Below are 22,478 nucleotides of genomic sequence, written 5' to 3'. Positions count from 1 at the left end.
CAATAAGGGCAGGAGGAGTATTTGCGCTGTCCGATGCAACTGCTAAGTTGCCCGATACCCCGCACACGCGGGCCAGACCCGCTCAGGTAAGAGGACAAGAATAAATGCAACCTGAATTCTGGAACGACAAACGCCCGGCCGGCGTACCCGACAGTCTCGACTTCGGCGCCTACCGTTCCGTGGTCGAGGTCTTCGAGCGCTCCTGCAAGAAATTCGCCGACCGCCCGGCCTTCAGCAATCTCGGCGTGACGCTCAGCTACGCCGAACTCGATCATCTGTCCGCCGCCTTCGCCGCCTACCTGCAGAAACAGACCGATCTCCAGCCCGGCGACCGCATCGCGGTGCAGATGCCCAATGTCCTGCAATATCCCATCGCGGTGTTCGGCGCCTTGCGCGCGGGGCTGGTGGTGGTCAACACCAATCCGCTGTACACCGCCCGCGAAATGCGCCACCAGTTCAAGGACGCCGGCGTGCGTGCGCTGGTCTACCTGAACGTGTTCGGCAAGCTGGTCGAGGAAGTGCTCCCGGATACGCGGATCGAGTACCTGATCGAGGCGCGCATGGGCGACCTGTTGCCGGCGCTGAAGGGTTGGCTGGTGAACAGCGTGGTGAAGTCGGTGAAGAAGATGGTCCCCGATTATCGCTTGCCCCAGGCGCTGCCGTTCAGGCAGGCCTTGAAGCAAGGCCAGGGCCATGCCCTGCAGCCGGTCAGGGTCGGCCTGGAGGATGTCGCCGTGTTGCAGTACACCGGCGGCACCACCGGGGTCTCGAAGGGGGCGATGCTCACCCACGGCAACCTGGTGGCGAACATGCTGCAGGTCCACGCCCAGCTTTCCCAGCTCGGCAAAGATGGCCTGCCGCTGATGAAGGAGGCGCAGGAGGTGATGATCGCGCCGCTGCCGCTCTACCACATCTATGCCTTCACCGCGAACTGCATGTGCATGATGGTCAGCGGCAACCATAACGTGCTGATCACCAACCCGCGCGACATCCCCGGTTTCATCAAGGAACTGAAGAAGTGGCGTTTCTCCGCGCTGCTCGGCCTCAACACCCTGTTCGTCGCGTTGATGGAGCACCCCGGGTTCAAGGACGTCGATTTCTCCAACCTGAAGCTCACCAACTCCGGCGGCACTGCACTGGTCAGCGCCACCGCCGAGCGCTGGAAGGGCGTCACCGGCTGCACCGTGGTGGAAGGCTATGGCCTCACCGAATGCTCGCCGGTGGTGACCACCAACCCCTACGGCGAGCAGGCGCGCCTGGGCACGGTGGGGATTCCGGTCGTGGGCACGGCGCTCAAGGTGATCGACGAGCAGGGCAACGAGCTGCCTGTCGGCGAACGTGGCGAACTCTGTGTGAAAGGTCCGCAAGTGATGAAGGGGTACTGGCAGCGTCCCGAGGCCACCGAGGAGATTCTCGATGCCGAAGGCTGGCTGAAGACCGGCGACATCGCGGTGATCGACGAGGACGGCTTCGTGCGTATCGTCGATCGCAAGAAGGACCTGATCCTGGTCTCTGGCTTCAATGTCTACCCCAACGAGATCGAAGACGTGGTGATGGCCCATCCGAAGGTGGCCAGTTGCGCGGCGGTGGGCATTCCCGACGAGAAGTCCGGCGAGGCGGTGAAGCTGTTCGTGGTGGCCCGCGACCCCAGCCTGTCGGTCGAGGAGCTCAAGGCCTACTGCAAGGAAAACCTCACCGGATACAAAATTCCGCGACAGATTGTGCTCAAGGATGCATTACCGATGACGCCTGTGGGTAAAATCCTCCGTCGTGAGCTGCGCGAAATCGCCTGATAGCCTTACAAGGCTCTGAAACGGGCATTTGCCGGGGACAGGAAAGACCGTGACCGAGACTAATGTCTCGGTCATTTTTTTGACCGAATAGGTCATGTTTGGTGCTGGTCTGCCTCTGGCAAAGCTGATAATCTCGGCGCGCCTAATAGCCCTGGGTCCAGGGTTAGCGAGCAGATCACAACAAGATGCCGCCATGAGCGGTGAAGATTAGCTGTTGCTTAGGAGTGGGCTTCCATGATCGAAAACTTCTGGAAGGACAAGTACCCAGCGGGTATTGCTGCCGAGATCAATCCCGACCAGTACCCGAACATCCTGTCGGTACTGAAGGAGTCCTGCCAACGTTTTGCCACCAAGCCCGCGTTCACCAACCTGGGCAAGACCCTGACCTACGGCGAGCTGTACAAGCTGTCCGGCGACTTCGCCGCCTACCTGCAGCAGCACACCGATCTCAAGCCCGGCGACCGCATCGCCGTCCAGTTGCCCAACGTCCTGCAATACCCGATCGTGGTCTTCGGCGCCATGCGCGCCGGCCTCATCGTGGTCAACACCAACCCGCTGTACACCGCGCGTGAGCTGGAACACCAGTTCAACGACTCCGGCGCCAAGGCGGTGGTCTGCCTGGCCAACATGGCCCACCTGGTCGAGGGTGTACTGCCGAAGACCGGCGTCAAGCAGGTGATCGTCACCGAAGTCGGCGACATCCTGCCGCCGCTGAAGCGCTTCATCGTCAACTTCGTGGTCAAGCACATCAAGAAGATGGTGCCGGCCTACAGCCTGCCGCAAGCCACCAAGCTGACCGACGCGCTGGCCAGGGGCGCCGGCAAGTCGTTCCAGGAAGCCGCGCCGCAGGCCGACGACGTCGCCGTACTGCAATACACTGGCGGCACCACCGGGGTCGCCAAGGGCGCCATGCTGACCCACCGCAACCTGGTGGCCAACATGTTGCAGTGCAAGGCGCTGATGGGCGCCAACCTCAACGAGGGCTGCGAGATCCTCATCGCGCCGCTGCCGCTGTACCACATCTATGCCTTCACCTTCCATTGCATGGCGATGATGCTCACCGGCAACCACAACATCCTGATCACCAACCCGCGCGACCTGCCGTCGATGCTCAAGGACCTCGGCCAGTGGAGGTTCACCGGCTTCGTCGGACTGAACACCCTGTTCGTCGCCCTGTGCAACAACGAGACCTTCCGCAAGCTGGACTTCTCCGCGCTGAAGCTGACCCTCTCCGGCGGCATGGCGCTGCAACTGGCCACCGCGGAGCGCTGGAAGGAAGTCACCGGCTGCGCCATCTGCGAAGGCTACGGCATGACCGAGACCGCGCCGGTGGTATCGGTCAACCCGTTCCAGAACATCCAGGTCGGCACCATCGGTATTCCGGTGCCCTCGACCCTGTGCAAGGTGATCGGCGACGACGGCCAGGAAGTGCCCCTGGGCGAGCGCGGCGAACTCTGCGTGAAAGGCCCGCAGGTGATGAAGGGCTACTGGCAGCGCCAGGAAGCCACCGACGAGATCCTCGACGCCGATGGTTGGCTGAAGACCGGCGATATCGCGATCATCCAGGAAGACGGCTACATGCGCATCGTCGACCGGAAGAAGGACATGATCCTGGTCTCCGGCTTCAATGTTTACCCGAACGAGCTGGAAGACGTGCTGGCGACCCTGCCGGGCGTCCTGCAGTGTGCCGCGATCGGCATCCCCGACGAGAAGTCCGGCGAGTCGATCAAGGTCTTCGTGGTGGTCAAGCCGGGGGCGACCCTGACCAAGGAACAGGTCATGCAGCACATGCATGACAACCTGACCGGCTACAAGCGGCCGAAGGCCGTGGAGTTCCGCGACAGCCTGCCGACCACCAACGTCGGCAAGATCCTGCGCCGCGAACTGCGCGACGAAGAGCTGAAGAAAGCGGGCCAGAAGTAAGTCCGCCGTTGCCTGAAGAAGCCTCGCCGATGCGGGGCTTCTTCGTTGCAGGCAGTCGGTTGCGGGGTGAGCGGGCCTGTGCGGACGTGCCTGCAGCGCATCACCTGCCGGAGGAAACCCCCATGGCCCGCCTCGATCCTGCCCTGGCCGAAGAAATACGCCGTCTGCCGATCAGCCGGCGTCTGGAACTGATCCAGGCATTGCTGCATCGCGCCGGCCCCGAGGTGGAGCGCCAATGGCTGCGAGTGGCCGAGGATCGCCTCGCCGACTGCCGGGCGGGCACCGCCGATGCGCTGCCGCTGGCCGAGATGCTCAAGCGACTGGGGCGCTGAGAGGGCCATTGCCCACCAGCAGCGTCGGCCGTATCGCGGCAGCGAGCGTTAACCGGGATTCGTCCTCTTCCGCTCAAATCTGCGACAATTCCGAATATTTTTCGCCTCGGCAGTGGCCGGAGCTTCTTCCCGTCCTCCGCGACTGCGGCACGCTCACAGCATTCGAAAAGCCTAGATGACCGACCAGACTCCTTCCCTCGACCAACTCGTCCGGCGCCTCGACCAGGCCCAGATCAGCGACCGCCACCGCTTGCGCCGGCAGTTCCACGAACTGCGCAAGCAGCCCGACGACGCGCGCCTGGCGCAGTGGGTCGAGCGCTTCCAGGCCTCCTGCGCCAAGGTCGAGGCGCGGCGCGCCAGCGTGCCGGCGATCCGCTACGACGACAGCCTGCCGATCGCCGCCAAGCGCGACGAGATCAAGGCCGCCATCGCCGCCCACCAGGTGGTGGTGATCGCCGGCGAGACCGGCTCGGGCAAGACCACCCAGTTGCCGAAGATCTGCCTGGAGCTGGGTCGCGGCATCCACGGCCTGATCGGCCATACCCAGCCGCGTCGGCTGGCGGCGCGCAGCGTGGCGACGCGGGTCGCGGAAGAGATCGGCACGCCGCTGGGCGCGCTGGTCGGCTACCAGGTGCGCTTCGAGGACCAGAGCGACGACAGCACCCTGGTCAAGCTGATGACCGACGGCATCCTCCTGGCCGAGACCCAGCACGACCGCTACCTGGAGCGCTACGACACGCTGATCGTCGACGAAGCCCACGAGCGCAGCCTGAACATCGACTTCCTCCTCGGCTACCTGAAGACCCTGTTGCACCGGCGTCCGGACCTGAAGCTGATCATCACCTCGGCGACCATCGACCTGGAGCGTTTCTCCCGGCATTTCGACGGCGCCCCGGTGATCGAGGTTTCCGGCCGCACCTATCCGGTGGAGACCTGGTACCGGCCGCTGGCGGCGGAAACCGACGAGGAGGGCAACCGGGTCGAGGACGACCTGTCGGTGGACCAGGGCATCCTCGCCGCCCTCGACGAGATCGCCGCCCACGAACGCGAGGTCGGCAAGCGGCCCGGCGACGTGCTGGTGTTCCTCCCCGGCGAGCGGGAGATCCGCGACGCCGCGGAGATGCTGCGCAAGGCCAACCTGCGCCACACCGAAGTGCTGCCGCTGTACGCGCGACTGACCCCGGCCGAGCAGCAGAAGATCTTCCAGCCGCGCCCGGGACGCAAGATCGTGCTGTCCACCAACGTCGCGGAAACCTCGCTGACGGTGCCGGGCATCCGTTACGTGATCGACAGCGGCACCGCGCGGATCAGCCGCTACAGCTACCGCGCCAAGGTCCAGCGGCTGCCCATCGAGGCGGTGTCGCAGGCCAGCGCCAACCAGCGCAAGGGCCGTTGCGGACGGGTCGAGCCGGGCATATGCGTGCGCCTCTACAGCGAGGAGGACTTCAACGCGCGTCCGGCCTTCACCGACCCGGAAATCCTCCGCACCAACCTGGCCGCGGTGATCCTGCAGATGCTGCACCTGCGCCTCGGCGACATCGAGGCGTTCCCCTTCATCGAGCCGCCGGACGGCAAGGCGATCAAGGACGGCTTCACCCTTCTGCAGGAACTGTCGGCGGTCAACCGCGAAGGCCAGCTGACCCCGCTGGGGCGCCAACTGGCGCGCCTGCCGATCGACCCGAGGCTGGGCCGCATGCTGCTGGAGGCGGCCCAGCAGGGTAGCCTCGAGGAAGTGTTGACGGTGGCCAGCGCGCTGTCCGTGCAGGACCCGCGCGAGCGTCCGGTGGAGCGGCAGCAGGCCGCCGACCAGGCGCACGCGCAATGGAAGGATCCGGATTCCGACTTCGCCGCGCTGATCAATCTCTGGCGTGGCTTCGAGGAGCAGCGCCAGGCGCTGGGTTCCAACGCCCTGCGCAGCTGGTGCCGGAAGAACTTCCTCAACTACCTGCGCCTGCGTGAGTGGCGCGACGCCCACCGCCAACTGACCCTGATCTGCCGCGAACTGAAGCTGCCGTTCGGGCGTCCGGCCAAGGCCGAGGCGCGCAAGCCGGAGGCGAAGAAAGGCGCGTCGGCCGACAACGAACGCGAGGTACCGGGGATCGATTACGCGGCGGTCCACAAAGCGATCCTGTCCGGCCTGCTCAGCCAGATCGGGCAGAAGGCCGAGGAAGGCGACTACCTCGGCGCTCGCCAGCGACGTTTCTGGATCCATCCGTCCAGCGGCATCGCTCGCAAGCGCCCGCAATGGATCATGGCCGCGGAACTGGTGGAGACCACCAAGCTGTTCGCCCGAATGGTCGCGAAGATCGAGCCGGACTGGCTGGAGCCGCTGGCCGGGCACCTGATCAAGACCAACCACTTCGAGCCGCACTGGGAGAAGCGTCGTGGCCAGGTGGTGGCGTTCGAGCAGGTCACCCTCTACGGCCTCATCGTCATCGGTCGACGTCCGGTGCACTATGGTCCGATCGACCCGCCGGTGGCGCGCGAGCTGTTCATCCGCGAAGGCCTGGTGCGCGGCGAGATCAACAGCCGCGCCAGGTGCCTGAGCGCCAACCGGCAGTTGCTGGAAAAGCTCGACGAGCTGGAAGCCAAGGCACGCCGGCGCGACATCCTGGCCGACGAGGAAACCCTGTTCGCCTATTACGACGCGCGCCTGCCGGCGGATATCTACCAGACCGCCAGTTTCGAGAAATGGTACGCCCGCGAGCGGCAGAACCAGCCGGACCTGCTGCTGATGCGCGAGGAAGACGTGCTGGCCCGCGAAGCCAGCGAAGTCACTGCGGCGCAGTACCCGGATCGCCTGCGCCTGGGCGATCTGCACCTGTCGCTGAGCTACCAGTTCGAGCCCGGCACCGCGCGCGACGGCGTCACCGTGCGGGTACCGGCGCCGCTGCTGCCGCAATTGCCGGCCGAACGCATCGACTGGCTGGTGCCCGGCCTGCTCTACGACAAGGCGGTGGCGTTGGTGCGCAACCTGCCGAAGGCGGTCCGCAAGAGCTTCGTGCCGGTACCGGACTTCGTCCGCGCCGCCCTGGAGCGCATCACCTTCGGCGAAGGTTCGTTGCCGCAGGCGCTGGGCCGCGAGCTTCAGCGCATGACCGGCGTGCGGGTAGCCGACGAGGCCTGGGCCGAGGCGGCGACGCAGTTGGACGATCACCTGCGGATGAACATTGAGGTGGTCGACGCCCAGGGCAAGTTCCTCGGCGAGGGCCGCGACCTGGCCGAACTCACCGCGCGTTTCGCCGAAGCCAGCCAGGCGGCCCTGGCGATACCCCAGGCCGACAAGGAACAGCAGCGTCCGGTGGAGGCCAAGGCCTTCGCCAGCGTCGCCGAGAAGGCCCAGCAGAAGGTCGCCGGATTGTCGATGACGGTATACCCGGCGCTGGTGGAGGAGCAGGGCGAGGTCAAGGAAGGGCGCTTCCCGACCCAGGCCGAGGCCGACTACCAACACCGCCGCGCCCTGCAACGACTGCTGTTGCAGCAACTGGCCGAGCCGGCCAAGTACCTGCGCGCCAAGCTGCCGGGGCAGACCGAGATGGGCCTGCTGTACCGCGAGCTGGGACGGGTCGAGGCGCTGGTCGAGGACATCCTCCTGGCCAGTCTCGACAGTTGCGTGCTGCAGGGCGAAAGCCTGCCGCGCGACGGCGCCGCCCTGGCCGCGCTGGCCGAGCGCAAGCGCGCTGCCTGGAACGAGCACGCCGAGCGCCTGGCACGCCTGGTGCTGGATATCCTCAAGCTCTGGCACGGCCTGCAGAAGCGCTTCAAGGGCAAGGTCGAGCTGGCCATGACCGTGCCGCTGAACGACGTCAAGGGCCAACTGGCCAACCTGGTGTATCCGGGGTTCGTCCGCGCCACCCCGCTGGAGTGGTTGAAGGAGTATCCGCGTTACCTCAAGGCCATCGAGCAGCGCCTGGACAAGGTCGCCGGCCAGGTCCAGCGCGACCGGGTGTGGAGCGGCGAGCTGGGCGAACTCTGGGCGCAATACCAGGCGCGCCTCGCCAAGCACGCCCAGGAAGGCAAGCGCGACGCCGAGTTGCAGGTGTATCGCTGGATGCTGGAGGAGTACCGGGTCTCGCTGTTCGCCCAGCAACTGGGAACCCGGCTGCCGGTCTCGGACAAGCGCCTGGCCAAGCAGTGGAGCCAGGTCGAGGGCTAGTTCCAGGGATGCCGCGCGAAATGAAAAAGGCGCGCCGGTCGAAACCGGCGCGCCTTTTTCGTTCTGGTCCGATCAGTCGCGCAGGTTCAGTGCGCGACGGATGGTGAAGAACAGGTCGGTCTGGTCGGTCAGGCCGGTGACATTGGCGGCCTGCGGGCCGTAGGCGGCGATGCGCAACTGGGTGCCGGTGTGCTCCTGGGAGCCTTCCTCGGAGTTGCCGTAGCTGATCGCCAGCGGCGCGCCGTCCTTGGTCGTGAGCAGTTGGGTCAGCCCCGGCGCGGCGGTTTCCGGCGGGATGATCTGGCTGGAGTGGGCGTGGTCGGCGGTGACGATCACCAGGGTCTCGCCATCGGCCTTGGCGAAGGCCAGGGCCTTCTGCACGGCTTCGTCGAGGTCGACGGTCTCGCCGATCTGGCCGCACGGATTCGCGGCGTGGTCCTGTTTGTCGATGGACGCGCCCTCGACCTGCAGGAAGAAGCCGTTCGGATTGTCCTTCAGCAGCTCGATGGCCTTACTGGTCATTTGCGCCAGGGTCGGGATGTCGGCGGTGCGCTTCGGGTTCGCCTCGCAGCTCACCGCCGGCTGGTTCAGGTTGCCGTGGTAGGTGGCGGTCGGACCGAGCCAGCGCACCGGCATGTTGCCCGGCGCGAACAGGCCGATCAGCGGCTGCTTCTGGTTGGCGCGGCGCACGGCTTTCAGCTCGTCGAGGTTCTCGACGATCCGGTAGCCGCGGGCCTCGGCCTGGGCGCGGAGGGTCTTGCCGGCATAGCGGCCAGCCTTGGCGGTTTCCGCGAAGGTCGCGGCGCCGCCGCCGAGGACCACGTCAGGGCGGGTCTTCAGCCATTGCTCGGTGATCGAGCCGGCGCCGCCGTTCTCCAGGGCATTGCTCGGGCACTGCTTGCTGGTGGCTTCGGGGCCGTAGCACTTGCGAGCGGTGACGTGGGCGAGCAGGGCGGCCGGGGTGGCGTCCTGCAGCTCGGCGGTGGAGACGTTGCCGGTGGCCTTGCCGTTGAGCTTGGCCAGCTCCAGCAGGTTGCGGTGTGGCTGTTCGTGGATATCCACGCCGATTGCGCCGTTGTACGACTTGACCCCGGTGGTCCAGGCGGTGGCGGAGGCGGCGGAATCGGTCACGTAGTCCGGCAGGCCGCTGTCCTTGTGCAGGGAGTAGTGGGTGTACTGGCCGGTCAGCGGCAGCGCATCGATACCCTTGAAGTAGCCGCCCGCGCCGCGCGCGTAGTTGCGCGCCACGGTGATCTCGGAGTCGCCCATGCCGTCGCCGATCAGCAGGATCACGTTCTTCGCCTTCTTCTTCGACAGCGACTGCTTCAGGGCCTGGGTCAGGTCCTGCTCGACGCGCCGTGCGCCGCCGTACTCGCTGAGTTCGCCACGGGCCTGGCGGTTGAACAGCGACGGATCGTCCTGGCGCGCCTGGGCCGGCAAGGCGCTGCCGAGCACGGCCATGGATACGGCAAGAGAGAGGGCGAGGGGATAACCTGGGGTCATGACGCATTTCCCTATGTTGAGGAGGTGGCTGTGCGAGACGGCAGGGCCATCCGGCGAGTGCTACGAAAGTAGGGAAGGGTGATGACGGGCTTGTGACAATTTCTTTCGAAGTGTGTGGAGCGCGCGACGCATCACGTCGTGACGAGCGGGGAGCGAGCCGGTATGGTGCGCAGGTCTATTCCGGTTCGTTCAAGGAAAGCCTCCATGAGTTTGCACGGCGTTTACGATTCCCAGAACATCTTCGCCAAGATCATTCGCGGCGAAGCTCCCTGCTACAAGGTCTACGAAGACGAGGACGTGCTCGCCTTCCTCGATCTGTTCCCGCAGTCCTACGGGCATACCCTGGTGATTCCCAAGCACGCCGAGGCGCGCAACCTGCTCGAGATCGATGCGCAGAACCTGGCCAAGGTCATGGCCGTGGTCCAGCGCCTGACCCGCGCCCTGGTCGAGGAGGTGCAGCCGGACGGCGTGCAGGTCGCCCAGTTCAATGGCGCCCCCGCCGGGCAGACGGTCTTCCACATCCATTTCCACATCGTCCCGCGCTTCAGTGGCGAGAACCTCGGCATCCATGCGGCGAAGCAGGGCGACCCGGAAGTGCTCGCACAACTTCAGGAGCGTTTGGCGCAGCGTCTGCAAGGCTGATTGCGCAAGGGCCGGCCCGGGACGGGGGCGGTCCTTCGCTCGTTGGATTTCTCTGAAATATTTTGTTACATACTGTCGAGGGTCAGGCGCGCCGCGGTTTTCCGGCGATGTGCGCAACAATTTGCACAGTTTTTTTGACGTAGCATCCGCGCTATCCCGCTCTTCGGAGCGACCACGGCGAACAGGGACGCCAGCCGTGCAGGTTTTTCGAGAAACAGGGGACAGCGGATGTTCAACCCGGCCAACCAGACTCACTTCAGCCTCAGCCTCGACGGCCTCCGCCATGACCTGCAGGTCCTCGCCTTCAACGGCCACGAAGGCATCAGTCGCCCCTACCGTTTCGAACTCGAACTGGTCGGAGAGCGTGCCGGCCTCGACCTCGAAACGTTCCTGCACCGGCCCGCCTTCCTCGCCTTCACCCCGCAGGGCCAGGGTGTCCACGGCCTGGTCTACGGCGCTGCCCAGGGCGATGCCGGCAAGCGCCTGACCCGCTATCGCCTCACCCTCGTCCCACACCTGGCCTACCTCGCCCAGCGCAACAACCAGCGGATCTTCCAGCACCTCACGGTGCCGCAGATCGTCGCCCTGATCCTCGAGGAGCACGGCATCCTCGCCGACGCCTACCGCTTCCAGCTCGGCACCCGGTATCCCGAGCGCGAATACTGCGTGCAGTACGACGAAAGCGACCTGCATTTCGTCCAGCGCCTCTGTGCCGAAGAGGGCATCCATTTCCATTTCCGGCACAGCGCCGAGGCGCACCTGCTGGTGTTCGGCGACGACCAGACGGTGTTCCCCCGCCTGGGCCGTCCCACCGCCTACGTGCACGACAGTGGGCTGGTCGCCGACGAACCGGTGATCAAGCGCTTCAGCCTGCGCCTGGCCAGCCGCACCACGCGCACCACTCGCCGCGACTACGACTTCGAGAAGCCGCGGCTGCTGCTGGAGGCCGGCAATCGCCCCGCTGCCGACGCCCCGGCCGAGCCGGACCTGGAGGACTACGACTACCCCGGTCGCTTCGTCGATCGCCAGCGCGGCAAGCTGCTCAGCCAGCGCGCCCTGGAGCGGCACCGCGCCGACCGGCGCCTGGGCGAAGGGGTCAGCGACCAGCCGCTGCTGGTCAGCGGGCATTTCCTGGAGATCGCCGAGCACCCGCGCGCGGAGTGGAACGACCTGTGGCTGCTCAGCGAAATCTTCCACGAAGGCAAGCAGCCGCAGGTGCTGGAAGAGAACGTTACCTCCGACACGTCGGCCAGCACGGACGACTTCCAGCAGGGCTACCGCAACCGCTTCCTCGCCACGCCCTGGGAGGTGTTCTTCCGCCCGCCGCTGGAGCACCCGAAGCCGCGCGTGCTGGGCAGCCAGACCGCGGTGGTGACCGGCCCGCCGGGCGAGGAAATCCACTGCGACCGCTACGGCCGGGTCAGGGTGCAGTTCCACTGGGACCGCGAGGGCCAGGGCGACGACAAGAGCAGTTGCTGGCTGCGCGTAGCCAGCGGTTGGGCCGGAAACGGCTATGGCGGCATCGTCATTCCGCGGGTCGGCATGGAAGTGCTGGTGGACTTCCTCGAAGGCGATCCCGACCAGCCGCTGGTCAGCGGCTGCGTCTACCACGCCGCCCACCCGGTGCCCTACGAGTTGCCGGCGAACCAGACCCGCAGCGTCTTCAAGAGCCTCAGCAGCCCTGGCGGTGGTGGCTACAACGAGCTGCGCATCGAGGATCGCAAGGGCCAGGAACAGATCTTCGTCCATGCCCAGCGCGACTGGGACGAGAACATCGAGCACGACCAGAAGATCCGCGTCGGCCACGAACGCCACGACACCGTGGAGGCGAACAGCTACAGCGAGTTCAAGGCCGAGGAGCATCACACCGTGCACGGAGAGCGCAAGGTCGAGCTGAAGGCCGATGACCATCTGACGGTCGGCGACAGCCAGCACGTGAAGCTCGGTCGTGCCTACCTGGCCAGGGCCGGGCGCGAGATCCACCTGAAGGCCGGGCAGAAGATGGTGATCGAGGCTGACAGCGAACTGACGGTGAAGGCCGGCGGCAGCTTCATCCGGCTTGACGCAAGCGGCATCGCCATCAGCGGCCCGCTGGCACGGATCAATGCAGGCGGCGCGCCGGGAAGCGGCTCGGGGATCGCGATCAAGATGCCGCGGGTGCCGGGCATGGCCGACCAGGACAGCCCCGGCGCGCCACCCGAGGCGGTCGCGGCCAACCTGCCGCCGCGGCAACCGGTTTGCGAAGAGTGCCTGCTACAGGCGAAGAAAAGAGGCCAGGCGCTCGCCGAGCGCTGAGGAACCGCGATGACGCCGAACCCCCGCCATTGGGCCAGCGAGCTGTGGCAGCGCTCCCGCGATCGCGGCTTGCAGACCCACATCGATGTGCTGGTCGACGCTACCGGGCTGGACGACTATCCCTTGCTTACCGAGCATGCGCGGCAAAGCGATCCTCCGGCGCTGTTCAAATTGCTGGAGCAAACCCCGGAGGCCGCCCTGGCCGACGAGGGCCCACTGCTGCTGCGCCTGGAAGACGGCCACGCGGGCTGGCTGGACGAACTGCTCGAACGCATCGACTGCCGCCGCCACCTGATGCTCCTGTTCAGCCCCTGGCCGTTGCCGCGCCTGGGCGAGCACCTGCGCAGCTGCACCCAGGCCGAGTGGAACCAGGGCCGTTCCAGCGGCGTGCTGCGTTTCTACGATCCGGGCCTGTTCATGGCCGTCAGCGACATGCTCGACCCCCGGCAGAGCCGTTACCTGCATGCCCCGGTTTCCAGCTGGCACTGGCTGGACCGCGACGGCCGGCCGAGGGCGCTGGCCGGTCATTACCAGGCCCACGAGACGCCGCCGCTGCAAGCGGCCCTCCGCCTGGAAGCGCATCAAGTCGCCGCCTTGCGCGCCTGGAGCGAGGCCGAAGCCTACCGCCGCGAATACTTCGTGCTGCCCCGCGAGCATGGCCTGGGCGGCCAGGAAAGCCTGCTCCAGCATCTGGTCCAGGCGCACCTGGCCGCCGACCGCCAGGGCTTGCAGGACTTCGACCAGCGCGATGCCTTCGTCGCCCAGTGGCTGCGCGAACAGACCCCCGGCCCCGGCTTTTCCCCGGCGGGAACGAGTCGCGCATGAACGCGCATGGCATCGGCCTTCCCGCCCTGCTTCCGGGGCCCCTGCTGGCCGCAGGCTGCCAGAGCGGGCCAGACATGCTGGCGGCGCCGGTGATGGGTTCCAACCATACGTCCGCGGCGATCAATTGGTTTTCGGTGAATGGGGCGGGTGGACCGCGTTTAGACCCTTATCAGGGGGATGGTAGCCAGGTTTGTTGCGGAGTGATTCCAAAGAAGTGGAATCCAAATTTGAAAGCTGTCGTGGAATGGGAGAAAGATCCCAAACCGCACGCCGCTATAAGGCGAGATAAATATGGACGGCTGGATAAAGATGATTACTTGAGACATGCCTCAAGCTACACCCGACACAAGATGATCGTGGATATACCTAGATGTAGTGAAAAAATATGCCTGTTGCAGGTGCATTTCCTCCCGTGCGACCAGGTCGCGGTCTCAACAACCTATTACAGCCAGGGGCATCCAGAGTATCCAGATAGAAAGTATTTTCAGAAGAGAGAGCCTTCATGCAAAAGCTCTTGAATGCAAAGGGGTTAAGGACACCTGTTTGGCTGATTGCTTTACTGATAGGTTTTTTGTTTTTACAAGCGTGCCAGGCAGGCCCTGATATGGTGTCTGTTCCTATCGGAGGATACAACCATACTTCGGCGGCTATTAACAGATTCAGTGTAAATGGTGCTGGCGGATTAAACCTTGGTCCATTTCAGGGGGGAGCAGGGCAGGTATGTTGTGGTGTCGTTCCTAGAGTTTGGAAGCCGGGCTTGAAGGCAACCGTAGAGCGGGAGGTAGATCCTGAGCCAGGGGCTTATAAAGACTGGCCGGAAAGATATTTTCAGATGGCTGGAGAAAACGTATGAGAGGGCATGGACTCTTGTATGTTCGTCATAAGGAAACTGTCGATATACCTTCTTGTGATAGTAAGGAGATTTGTTCGCTAAAAATACACTTTCTTCCATGTGATAAGGTTGCTACTTCAGCTGCCTGTTATACGCCGTTTCATCCTGAATATCCGAATAAAGGTTACTTTGATATGAGGGGTATGTCATGCAGAAGTTGATGAACTTGATCTGTGTGGGAAATAAAAAGTCCATTGGGCTGGTGGTTTTTCTCAGCACCTTCTTTGGGCTGGTGGCATGCCAAGCTGGGCCTGAAGTGCTGTCTGCACCTATCATGGGTTACAACCATACTCCGGCGGCGATTAACGAATTTACGGTGAATGGTGCTGGCGGACCGAACTTAGGTCCTTATCAGGGAGATGGTAGTCAAGTTTGTTGCGGGGTAATTCCAAAGAGATGGAATCCAAATTTGAAAGTTATTGTGGAATGGGAGAAGGATCCCAATCCCCGTGCCGTTATAAAACGAGATAAATATGGGCGGTTGGATGAGAGTGATTATTTGAGGCATGCCTCAAGTTACACCCGTCACAAGGCGACTGTGAATGTGCCTAGGTATGATGAAAAGGTGTGCTTGCTGCAGGTGCACTTCTTGCCGTGTGACGAGGTGGCTGTTTCTACGACTTGTTATGGGCCAAATCATCCAAAATATCCTGATAAGGCCTATTTCGAGATGAGAAAGTCAACGATATGTCCGGCTAACTGAAGGCAGGTGGGAAGATGCCTAATTTTGGATTTCATATAGCACCCACCCATCCTGTGGCAGGGCGCCTGATTTATGATTCTAAAAAATTATCAGAAAATATATTAAAGCAGCAGAGCGATGAACGGGTTTTTTCAAGGGTGCAAGAGCAAAAAAGGCTTTCTGAAGGTGACGTAGTCGGTGGTGCGCCTTGCTGTAAAGCTATCCATATTACACTTGGTTTTGATGGGACTAATAATAACGATAAGGCTGATGATTCATCGGTTTCTCCATCTTGCAGTAATGTCGCTAGGCTAATTCATGCAAGTATTGGGGCCGGCGATGATATAAACAGTAGGGGGATTTTTAAGTACTATTGCCCAGGTGTGGGTACGGTGTTTCCGGATATTAAAGAATTTACGCCTTCAAACATGGGGTTAATTGGTGCTGAGGGAGGCGAAAATCGAATAAACTGGGGGCTGGTTCAGTTAGTTGATGCTCTTTTCTATACTTTATTAAAAAGTAGGCTTAAACTAAATGAGGTTCAGGGCCTAGTAGAAGAAATGTCCACTAACTGGACCGTCAGTACGCTCACTGGTGGTTTATTGGAAAACGGCGAGAAAAAACGCCGAGCTGCCTTGGAGCCAAAACTCAAGGAACTGGAAGAAAAGCTTCGACAGCGTCAGAACTCTGGACAGAAACCGCATATCCTGGCCATGCGCTTGTATGTCTACGGATTCTCCCGTGGGGCGGCAGAAGCACGAGCCTTTGCCAACTGGCTGCAGGAGCTAACCCGGGTCAGCGATGCCGATGGTCGGGTGGAATATCGCTTTGCCGGTCTGCCGATCTCGATCGAGTTCCTCGGCCTTTTCGATACCGTGGCGGCAGTTGGGCTGGCGGATAGTGCGCCGTTCGCTGCCGGGCATATGGATTGGGCCGATGACACCATGCGCCTGCCCGATGAGGCCCTCTCCCAGTGCCTGCCGACCATCCTGCCGGAAGACTGTTCTTTTCTGAAACGTTGCGTGCATCTGGTTTCCTGTCATGAGCAGCGTGCCAGTTTTCCACTCGATTCGATCCGCCGTCGTGACATGGATGCCAACGGACGTCGGACGGGGCCCTCCTGCTACCGGAAGTGGACGGTGGAATATGCTTATCCTGGTGTTCACTCGGATGTTGGTGGCGGTTATGGCGTCGGCAACCAGGGGAAAGCTGTGGGAGGTTCGGAATTTCTGCTATCCCAGATAGCGTTGCAGCATATGTATGCGGAGGCTTTCGAGGCAGGTGCTCCTTTGCAAGTTCCAGCACCTGCCGTCCATCCAGACTTTCATGAAGATTGGCGGGTAATGGTGCCCAAGATTGAAGCGGAGTTCAGCGTCTCCGAAGAACTCGCCACCCGTTTCAACGCCTGGCAGGCCCAGGCCAAGGCCGGCCCCCTGGAAGAGGTGATCCGTCGCGAGACCGCGTTGATCACCGCCTGGCGCATCGACCGCTATGCCGGCGGGCTGCGCAGCAAGGCGTTCTTCGCCAATGTCCCGCCGGACATGCTGGAAGCCCAGCAGAAGGCCTGGGAGGCCCTGCACAAGCGGCGTAGCCGGGAGTACGCGGCCGCCCAGCAGGGCGAGCCGCTCCCGCCGATGAGCGCCGCCGAACAGGCGGAGTGGGATCGCAACGTGGCGCTGATCGGCGGCGAGGACCAACTGCGCGACCTGCGGGTGGAGAAGCAGTTCGACCCGCCGCTGGACCAGCGCCAACTGCTCGGCGCCGCCGCCGAATTCGCCCATGACTACAAGGGCGACTGGGGCGTGCTCGACGACGGCATGACGGTGGGGGGAGTGATCGACCTGCTGCTCGGCGGCACCGTATTCCTGATCAACGAGGAAGACGAAGCCGAGGAATACAGCCAGATCCACCGCGACGGCAGCGCGCGCTACCACCAGTTGTTCAGCGCTCCCGACCGGGTGGCGCCGGGCCAGGAAAAACTGGTGGCGCTATTCGACGAACAGGTGCACGACTCCCGCGCCTGGTTCATGAACACTTCGGCGATAGGCCCGCGAGAACCCTTCACCGACTACTTCCGCTATCGCCTGGTGCATTTCGACAACGAGTCGAACAAGCGGCTCTCGGTACTGGCCACCGCCGGGCGGGTGGTAGGCGTCGGGGTGATGCTGGCCAGCGTCGGCCTCAGCGTCAAGCGTCGCGATCCGCGGATGCTGCTCGGGCTGTTCCTGCCATCGCTGGCGCGTCCGCTGCTGAGCGGCAAGGTCGGCCTGCCGGAGATCAGCGCCTTCGACCCGCTGACCGGGATCGCCTTGCCGATGGTCGGCGGGGCGGCGCTGGACAACCTGCGGGCCTTCACCCGCGAGCCTGGCGACAAGGTCGAGCAGATCGGCCAGTTGCCGCCACCGCCGCCGCTGGCGGTCGCGGCGGTGCAATCGCCCGCATTGCAGCAGGTGCTGCTGGCTCAGCAGACCGTGGAGGCGCTCAAGGCGCGCGACCTGGGCAGCCTGGCCGGGCTGGTGGCCAAGGCCGAACTCACCCAGGCGCCCGCGGCGGCGACCCCGGCCTGGCTCGCCGAGGCGAAGCAGGCCTTGCAGGACATGGGTACGGAGCAGGCGCAACCGCTGGGCCCCGGCTCGGCGCCGGGCTGGCTGCAGCGCGGCAAGGACTTGATGGAATCGCTTTGAACCTCGACCGGGCGAACGCGGCCGACCTGTCGCCCCGGATCATTCGGCGCGGATGTCGAACCCGCTGCTGGCCTCGCTGACGATGCGGAAGCGCGCGTTGCCGTCCGCGGCGATCCGGGTTCTCAGCTCGCGGTTCAGCAGGCCCTTGCCGCAGAGAGTGTCGTCCTGGGTATCGATGCCGATACCGACCACATGCTCGCCCGCCGGCACCTGGAAGCTGGCTTCCTCGCCGACGCCGATGCGCGCGGCGACCTGGCGGTCGATAAGGAACGCCACGTAGCAGCCGCCGCCCAGGTAGCCATAGTCGCGGTGGACTTCCAGCCGGCCGCCACCGCTCACCGGTTGCTGGTAGCCGAGCAGGCGTTCGGCGGGGATCGCCCGGGTCTTCTCGGCGGGAACCGAGGAACAGCCAGCCAGGAGGAAAAGGATCGCTACGGCGTACATCGGGCGCATGAAGGCTCTCCGTCGAAAGGTTTCCTCAGGCTAGCCCAGTTTCGCTGGAGCGCGGAGCGACGGGGCGGAGTGGGCTAGAATGCCTGGCCTGTTCTTCCGGAGCCGACTACCGATGCGCCAGGCCCTGCTGATCGTCGACGTGCAACCCTGTTTCGCCCCGCCGGACTGGCTGCTGGAAGGCATCGGCCAACTGCTCGGGCGGATGCCCTCGGTGGCCAGCGTCGAGCGCCATGACGAATCCCGTACGCCGTTCCAGCGCCAGCTCGGCTGGCGACCGCCGCTCGACGATGCCTGCCTGGTGGCGGCCGACCGGGTCTTCGTCAAGCATGGCTACCTGCCGACGGCGGAACTCGTCGACCATCTGCGTGCGCTGCGAGCGGAACGGGTGCTGGTCTGCGGCATCCAGGCCGACACCTGCGTGCTCGCCGCCGGCTTCGCCCTGTTCGACGCCGGCCTGCAACCGACCCTGGTCGGCGACCTGGTGCTCGGCTCCTCGCTGGATCGCTCGGGGGAGCTGGGTGTGCGCCTGTGGAAGCATCATTTCGGCCAGGTCGTCAGCCTGGCCGAGGTGCTGGCGGATTGAGGCTCAGTGGGGCCGGCTGAGCAGCGCGACCGTGGCCTCGGCATTCATCATCCGCGCCGCCGCCAGCGGCGTCAGCCCGGCGGCGTCCTGGGCGTCACGACGGGCGCCGTGGGCCAGCAGGCTGGCGGCGACCTCGGCCTGGTTGAACATGGCCGCCATCATCAGTGCGGTCTTGCCGTCGGCCGAGGCGCCCTCGACGTCGGCGCCGCCGGCGAGGAGCAGTTCGACCATCGCCAGGTCGCCCTTGAACGCAGCGCCGGCCAGCGGTGTCTGCCCGGCCAGGTTGCGCAGGTCCGGGTCGGCCTTGTAGGCCAGCAGCAGGCGTACCGTGTCGGCGTGCCCATGGTAGCTGGCCAGCATCAGCAGGCTATCGCCCTTGTGGTTACGCAGGTTCGGCGGCAGGCCCTGTTGCAGCAGTTGCTCGAGGCGCTGGCTGTTGCCCTGGCGGGCCAGGTCGAACAGTTGGTGGACGAACTCCTGGGTTTCCATATCCAGTTCTGGGCGAGGGCTATCGGTCATGGGGCTGCTTCCTTGTGAATACCGGGTTTGCCGAATGATAGGCGGCCTTGCCGAGGTGGGCTGTTGAGCATTGCCTATGGGGCGGGTTGGCAAATTCAATCGATGGTTGGGGTGGGAAGGTGCCAGCCTGCTGTGACCGGAAGCCGGCCTGGTTGCGTCGTCTTTACAGTTCGATACGGATATCGGTGGCGAAAACGGGGAAAATAAACCGATCGTGCGCCTATCGGCTGTGCCCGGCGCGCACTCTGGAATATCCTTGTCGCCTTCGATACCACTGAGCGGTGCGCGCGCTTGCCGAAGCGAGGCGGTGGCACACTGCGCAATGGCCGACCTTGCCCGGGCCCTGTACGAAAGCGCGCCGCCAACGTCTTTTCGTAGAGCGCCCGGCATCGCCGCGAGCGAACCCGTTTCCGGTGCCGGCCCCAGGCGGGCACCGCTATGCCTAATCGGCCCCGTTCGACGGCGGCCCAGCGAGAGAAGAGGAACAACTGTGCATAAAGCCGTCATCAGCGGAACCGGTCTTTATACTCCGCCCTACAGCATCTCCAACGACGAGTTGGTGGAGAGCTTCAATACCTTCGTGCGCCAGTACAACGACCAGCACGCCGAGGCCATCGCCAAGGGCGAACTGGAGGCGCTGGCCGAGTCCAGCTCGGCGTTCATCGAGAAGGCGTCCGGCATCAAGAGCCGCTTCGTGATGAACAAGGAAGGCATCCTCGACCCGCAGCGCATGGTTCCGTACCTTCCCGAGCGCAGCAACGACGAGTGGTCGATCCTCTGCGAGATGGCCGTTGCCGCCGCCAGGGAGGCGCTGCAGCGTGCCGGCCGCAGCGCCGCCGACATCGACGGGGTGATCGTCGCCTGCTCCAACCTGCAGCGCGCCTACCCGGCGATCGCGGTGGAGGTGCAGGCCGCGCTGGGCATCCAGGGCTACGGCTACGACATGAACGTGGCCTGCTCCTCGGCCACCTTCGGTATCCAGGCCGCCACCACCGCGATCCAGACCGGCCAGGCGCGGGCGATCCTGATGGTCAACCCGGAGATCTGCACCGGCCACCTGAACTTCCGCGACCGCGACAGCCACTTCATCTTCGGCGACGCCTGCACCGCGGTGATCGTCGAGCGCGCCGACCTGGCCGTGTCGAAGCACCAGTTCGACATCGTCAGCACCAGGCTGCTGACCCAGTTCTCCAACAACATCCGCAACAACTTCGGCTTCCTCAACCGCGCCGACGAGAGCGGTATTGGCAAGCGCGACAAGCTGTTCGTCCAGGAAGGCCGCAAGGTGTTCAAGGATGTCTGCCCGATGGTCGCCGAGCTGATCGGCGAGCACCTGGCGGCCAATGAAATCCAGGTCGCCGAGGTCAAGCGCTTCTGGCTGCACCAGGCCAACCTGAACATGAACCTGCTGATCACCCGCAAGCTGCTCGGCCGCGACGCCGAGGCGCACGAGGCGCCGGTGATCCTCGACAGCTACGCGAATACCAGTTCCGCCGGCTCGGTGATCGCCCTGCACAAGCACCAGGATGACCTGCCCAGCGGCGCCATCGGGGTGCTCAGCTCGTTCGGCGCCGGTTACTCGATCGGTAGCGTGATCCTGCGTAAACACTGATCGTGGCGGCGCCTACCGACGCCGAGCTGCTGCCGCGCCTGCTGGCCGGCGAGCAGCGAGCCTTCCGCGAGCTGGTTGGCGCCTACCAGGGCGCCATGCGGGCCGTGGCCTGGGCGATCATCGGCAGATCGCATACCGAGGAAGTGGTGCAGGACGCCTGGCTCGCGGCGGTTCGCGGGCTGGACGGGTTCCAGGGGCGTTCGAGCCTGAAGACCTGGCTGCTGACCATCACCGCCAATACCGCCAAGAGCCGCTTGCGCCAGGTTCGCCGGGAAGTTTTCCTCGACGACCTGCCGGGGCCCCATGGTACGGTGGATGACCAGCGCTTTGCCGCCGACGGTCACTGGAGCCAGCCGCCGCACGCCTGGCACGAGGATTCGCCGGAAGCCCTGCTCACCGAGGGCGAACTGCGCGATTGCCTGGACAAGACCCTCAACGGTCTGTCCGAACTGCAGCGCAGCGTGCTGACCCTGCGCGAACGCCAGGGCTTGGAGCTGGAGGAAATCCGTGATCTCCTGGATATCACGCTTTCCAATGTCCGGGTGCTGCTGCATCGCGCCCGCCTGAAGGTCTTCGCCACCCTGGAGCATTTCGAGGAGACCGGCCAATGCTGAGTTGCAAGGAACTGGTCGCCCGGTCCAGCGACTTTCTCGATGGGCAACTGGACTTCCGTGGACAACTGGCGGTGCGCAGCCACCTGCTCATGTGCCGGCATTGCCGGCGCTTCATCCGCCAGATGCGCCTGACCCAGGCGACCGTGCGCCATCTGCCGGAAGGGCAGGGGCCGGAACTCGACCGCCTAGCCGCGCATCTCTCCGAGTTGCGCAAGGACGCCGCGCGGCGCTGAGCCGGGGTACCCTCGACACCAAGCCGCCGCCCGCGATTCGTGGGCGGCGGCTTTTTCGTTTCCGCTATCCGGCGTGGGCGAACCGGACCCGGCCTGGCGTGGGCGGCTCTCTCTTCCGCGTGACGAGGTCGAGGAGTGTGGCTGGGCTTGGCGGATATCGCTGCGCGATATGCGCCCTACGGAGGGGCGGCAATCCGTTTCGCTGGGCGGGCATCCGAAGTCGAGGAGAACGCCTGGGACCTGGCGGATATCGCCGACCGATATTTCTCCAGCAGGGGCAATCCCTGAGTTCAGGCAAAGGGACGGGAAATTTTTTTCGACTCCGCTGTAACGCCGCCGGGGGTGCTCCGTCCATTGGAGCGAGGACGCCATACCGGCGCCCGCTACCAACTTCAGGAGTTACCCATGAAAAAGATTTCCCTCGCTTCCTCCGTCGTCGGCGCTGCTCTGCTCAGCGTAGCCAGTGTCGGCGCGCATGCCGCGCAGAATCCCTTCGCCGTGCAGGAGCTGAGCAGCGGCTACAGCGTGGCTGCCGCCGAGAAGGCCAAGGAGGGTTCCTGCGGCGAGGCCAAGTGCGGTGCCGACAAGGGCAAGCGCGAAGCCTCCAAGGCCGGCCATGAAGGCAGCTGCGGTGCGGATCGCAAGGCCAAGGAAGGTTCCTGCGGTGGCGAGAAGAAGGCCGGCGAAGGCAACTGCGGCGCCGACAAGAAGAAGTCGTAAGGCCTGAGGAGACGGAC

At 64.4% G+C, this 22,478-nt stretch carries 20 protein-coding genes; 17 read left to right on the top strand and 3 right to left on the bottom strand.

From position 1 onward, the window contains the following. Positions 1 to 104: 104 nt before the first annotated feature. From fadD2 to hrpA, 4 genes are all read left to right on the top strand, one after another. Positions 105 to 1,793: a long-chain-fatty-acid--CoA ligase FadD2 gene (gene fadD2, locus M6E97_RS09795; protein ID WP_034005758.1), complete on the top strand. Its 1,689-nt coding sequence runs from the start codon at positions 105 to 107 to the stop codon at positions 1,791 to 1,793. A 234-nt stretch (positions 1,794 to 2,027) separates the two neighbouring features. Beyond that, the gene (gene fadD1 / locus M6E97_RS09790; RefSeq protein ID WP_033939284.1) at positions 2,028 to 3,716 is read left to right on the top strand and encodes a long-chain-fatty-acid--CoA ligase FadD1; all 1,689 of its coding nucleotides are present in this window, start codon (positions 2,028 to 2,030) and stop codon (positions 3,714 to 3,716) included. A gap of 122 nt (positions 3,717 to 3,838) precedes the next feature. Continuing rightward, complete coding sequence (locus M6E97_RS09785) at positions 3,839 to 4,048, top strand: addiction module protein (RefSeq protein ID WP_009876833.1); 210 nt, start codon at positions 3,839 to 3,841, stop codon at positions 4,046 to 4,048. 175 nt (positions 4,049 to 4,223) lie between these two features. Then, positions 4,224 to 8,204, top strand: a complete 3,981-nt coding sequence (gene hrpA, locus M6E97_RS09780; protein ID WP_033939285.1) for an ATP-dependent RNA helicase HrpA — start codon at positions 4,224 to 4,226, stop codon at positions 8,202 to 8,204. A gap of 72 nt (positions 8,205 to 8,276) precedes the next feature. Here the strand turns inward: hrpA and phoA are convergent, their stop codons facing one another. After that, positions 8,277 to 9,707, bottom strand: a complete 1,431-nt coding sequence (gene phoA, locus M6E97_RS09775; RefSeq protein ID WP_003112133.1) for an alkaline phosphatase — start codon at positions 9,705 to 9,707, stop codon at positions 8,277 to 8,279. Between the two features lie 204 nt (positions 9,708 to 9,911). Here phoA and M6E97_RS09770 point away from each other — a divergent pair, with 204 nt between their 5' ends. The 8 genes from M6E97_RS09770 to M6E97_RS09735 all read left to right on the top strand — a co-directional run bounded on the left by M6E97_RS09770 (position 9,912) and on the right by M6E97_RS09735 (position 17,727). Next, positions 9,912 to 10,349 carry an HIT family protein gene (locus tag M6E97_RS09770; protein ID WP_003091638.1) on the top strand — a complete coding sequence of 146 codons (438 nt, stop codon included), beginning with the start codon at positions 9,912 to 9,914 and terminating at the stop codon, positions 10,347 to 10,349. 228 nt (positions 10,350 to 10,577) lie between these two features. After that, positions 10,578 to 12,644: a type VI secretion system tip protein TssI/VgrG gene (gene tssI / locus M6E97_RS09765; protein ID WP_031635902.1), complete on the top strand. Its 2,067-nt coding sequence runs from the start codon at positions 10,578 to 10,580 to the stop codon at positions 12,642 to 12,644. A gap of 9 nt (positions 12,645 to 12,653) precedes the next feature. Beyond that, the gene (locus M6E97_RS09760; protein WP_003138322.1) at positions 12,654 to 13,469 is read left to right on the top strand and encodes a DUF4123 domain-containing protein; all 816 of its coding nucleotides are present in this window, start codon (positions 12,654 to 12,656) and stop codon (positions 13,467 to 13,469) included. After that, positions 13,466 to 13,987: a DUF3304 domain-containing protein gene (locus tag M6E97_RS09755; RefSeq protein ID WP_071534412.1), complete on the top strand. Its 522-nt coding sequence runs from the start codon at positions 13,466 to 13,468 to the stop codon at positions 13,985 to 13,987. The genes M6E97_RS09760 and M6E97_RS09755 overlap by 4 nt, the downstream gene beginning before the upstream one ends. After that, positions 13,972 to 14,322 carry a DUF3304 domain-containing protein gene (locus M6E97_RS09750; RefSeq protein ID WP_170869240.1) on the top strand — a complete coding sequence of 117 codons (351 nt, stop codon included), beginning with the start codon at positions 13,972 to 13,974 and terminating at the stop codon, positions 14,320 to 14,322. Before M6E97_RS09755 ends, M6E97_RS09750 begins: the two co-directional genes overlap by 16 nt. Beyond that, positions 14,319 to 14,522 carry a DUF3304 domain-containing protein gene (locus M6E97_RS09745; protein ID WP_071534414.1) on the top strand — a complete coding sequence of 68 codons (204 nt, stop codon included), beginning with the start codon at positions 14,319 to 14,321 and terminating at the stop codon, positions 14,520 to 14,522. Before M6E97_RS09750 ends, M6E97_RS09745 begins: the two co-directional genes overlap by 4 nt. Then, positions 14,510 to 15,064, top strand: a complete 555-nt coding sequence (locus M6E97_RS09740; RefSeq protein ID WP_015502596.1) for a DUF3304 domain-containing protein — start codon at positions 14,510 to 14,512, stop codon at positions 15,062 to 15,064. The genes M6E97_RS09745 and M6E97_RS09740 overlap by 13 nt, the downstream gene beginning before the upstream one ends. A gap of 14 nt (positions 15,065 to 15,078) precedes the next feature. Then, on the top strand, positions 15,079 to 17,727 hold the full coding sequence (locus M6E97_RS09735) for a T6SS phospholipase effector Tle1-like catalytic domain-containing protein (RefSeq protein WP_071534415.1): 2,649 nt from the start codon (positions 15,079 to 15,081) through the stop codon (positions 17,725 to 17,727). 39 nt (positions 17,728 to 17,766) lie between these two features. Here the strand turns inward: M6E97_RS09735 and M6E97_RS09730 are convergent, their stop codons facing one another. After that, positions 17,767 to 18,180, bottom strand: coding sequence for a hypothetical protein (locus tag M6E97_RS09730; protein ID WP_003091632.1), 414 nt, complete (start codon positions 18,178 to 18,180; stop codon positions 17,767 to 17,769). A 79-nt stretch (positions 18,181 to 18,259) separates the two neighbouring features. Between M6E97_RS09730 and M6E97_RS09725 the strand changes: the two genes are divergently transcribed. Continuing rightward, on the top strand, positions 18,260 to 18,763 hold the full coding sequence (locus M6E97_RS09725; protein WP_003130147.1) for a cysteine hydrolase family protein: 504 nt from the start codon (positions 18,260 to 18,262) through the stop codon (positions 18,761 to 18,763). Between the two features lie 3 nt (positions 18,764 to 18,766). Here the strand turns inward: M6E97_RS09725 and M6E97_RS09720 are convergent, their stop codons facing one another. Beyond that, on the bottom strand, positions 18,767 to 19,282 hold the full coding sequence (locus tag M6E97_RS09720; protein ID WP_003091630.1) for an ankyrin repeat domain-containing protein: 516 nt from the start codon (positions 19,280 to 19,282) through the stop codon (positions 18,767 to 18,769). Positions 19,283 to 19,772: 490 nt separating this feature from the next. Between M6E97_RS09720 and M6E97_RS09715 the strand changes: the two genes are divergently transcribed. From M6E97_RS09715 to M6E97_RS09700, 4 genes are all read left to right on the top strand, one after another. Next, positions 19,773 to 20,894, top strand: a complete 1,122-nt coding sequence (locus M6E97_RS09715; RefSeq protein ID WP_003104436.1) for a beta-ketoacyl-ACP synthase III — start codon at positions 19,773 to 19,775, stop codon at positions 20,892 to 20,894. 2 nt (positions 20,895 to 20,896) lie between these two features. After that, on the top strand, positions 20,897 to 21,508 hold the full coding sequence (locus tag M6E97_RS09710) for an RNA polymerase sigma factor (protein WP_003091628.1): 612 nt from the start codon (positions 20,897 to 20,899) through the stop codon (positions 21,506 to 21,508). Beyond that, positions 21,502 to 21,741, top strand: a complete 240-nt coding sequence (locus tag M6E97_RS09705) for an anti-sigma factor family protein (RefSeq protein ID WP_003091627.1) — start codon at positions 21,502 to 21,504, stop codon at positions 21,739 to 21,741. The genes M6E97_RS09710 and M6E97_RS09705 overlap by 7 nt, the downstream gene beginning before the upstream one ends. A 405-nt stretch (positions 21,742 to 22,146) precedes the next feature. Next, positions 22,147 to 22,461 carry a hypothetical protein gene (locus M6E97_RS09700; RefSeq protein ID WP_033938812.1) on the top strand — a complete coding sequence of 105 codons (315 nt, stop codon included), beginning with the start codon at positions 22,147 to 22,149 and terminating at the stop codon, positions 22,459 to 22,461. Positions 22,462 to 22,478: the final 17 nt, after the last annotated feature.

The sequence above is a fragment of the Pseudomonas sp. B111 genome (assembly GCF_026428275.1).
Classification (GTDB): domain Bacteria; phylum Pseudomonadota; class Gammaproteobacteria; order Pseudomonadales; family Pseudomonadaceae; genus Pseudomonas; species Pseudomonas aeruginosa.
Note: the sequence above shows the minus strand (reverse complement) of the source record. Positions and strands in the feature narration are given on the sequence as shown.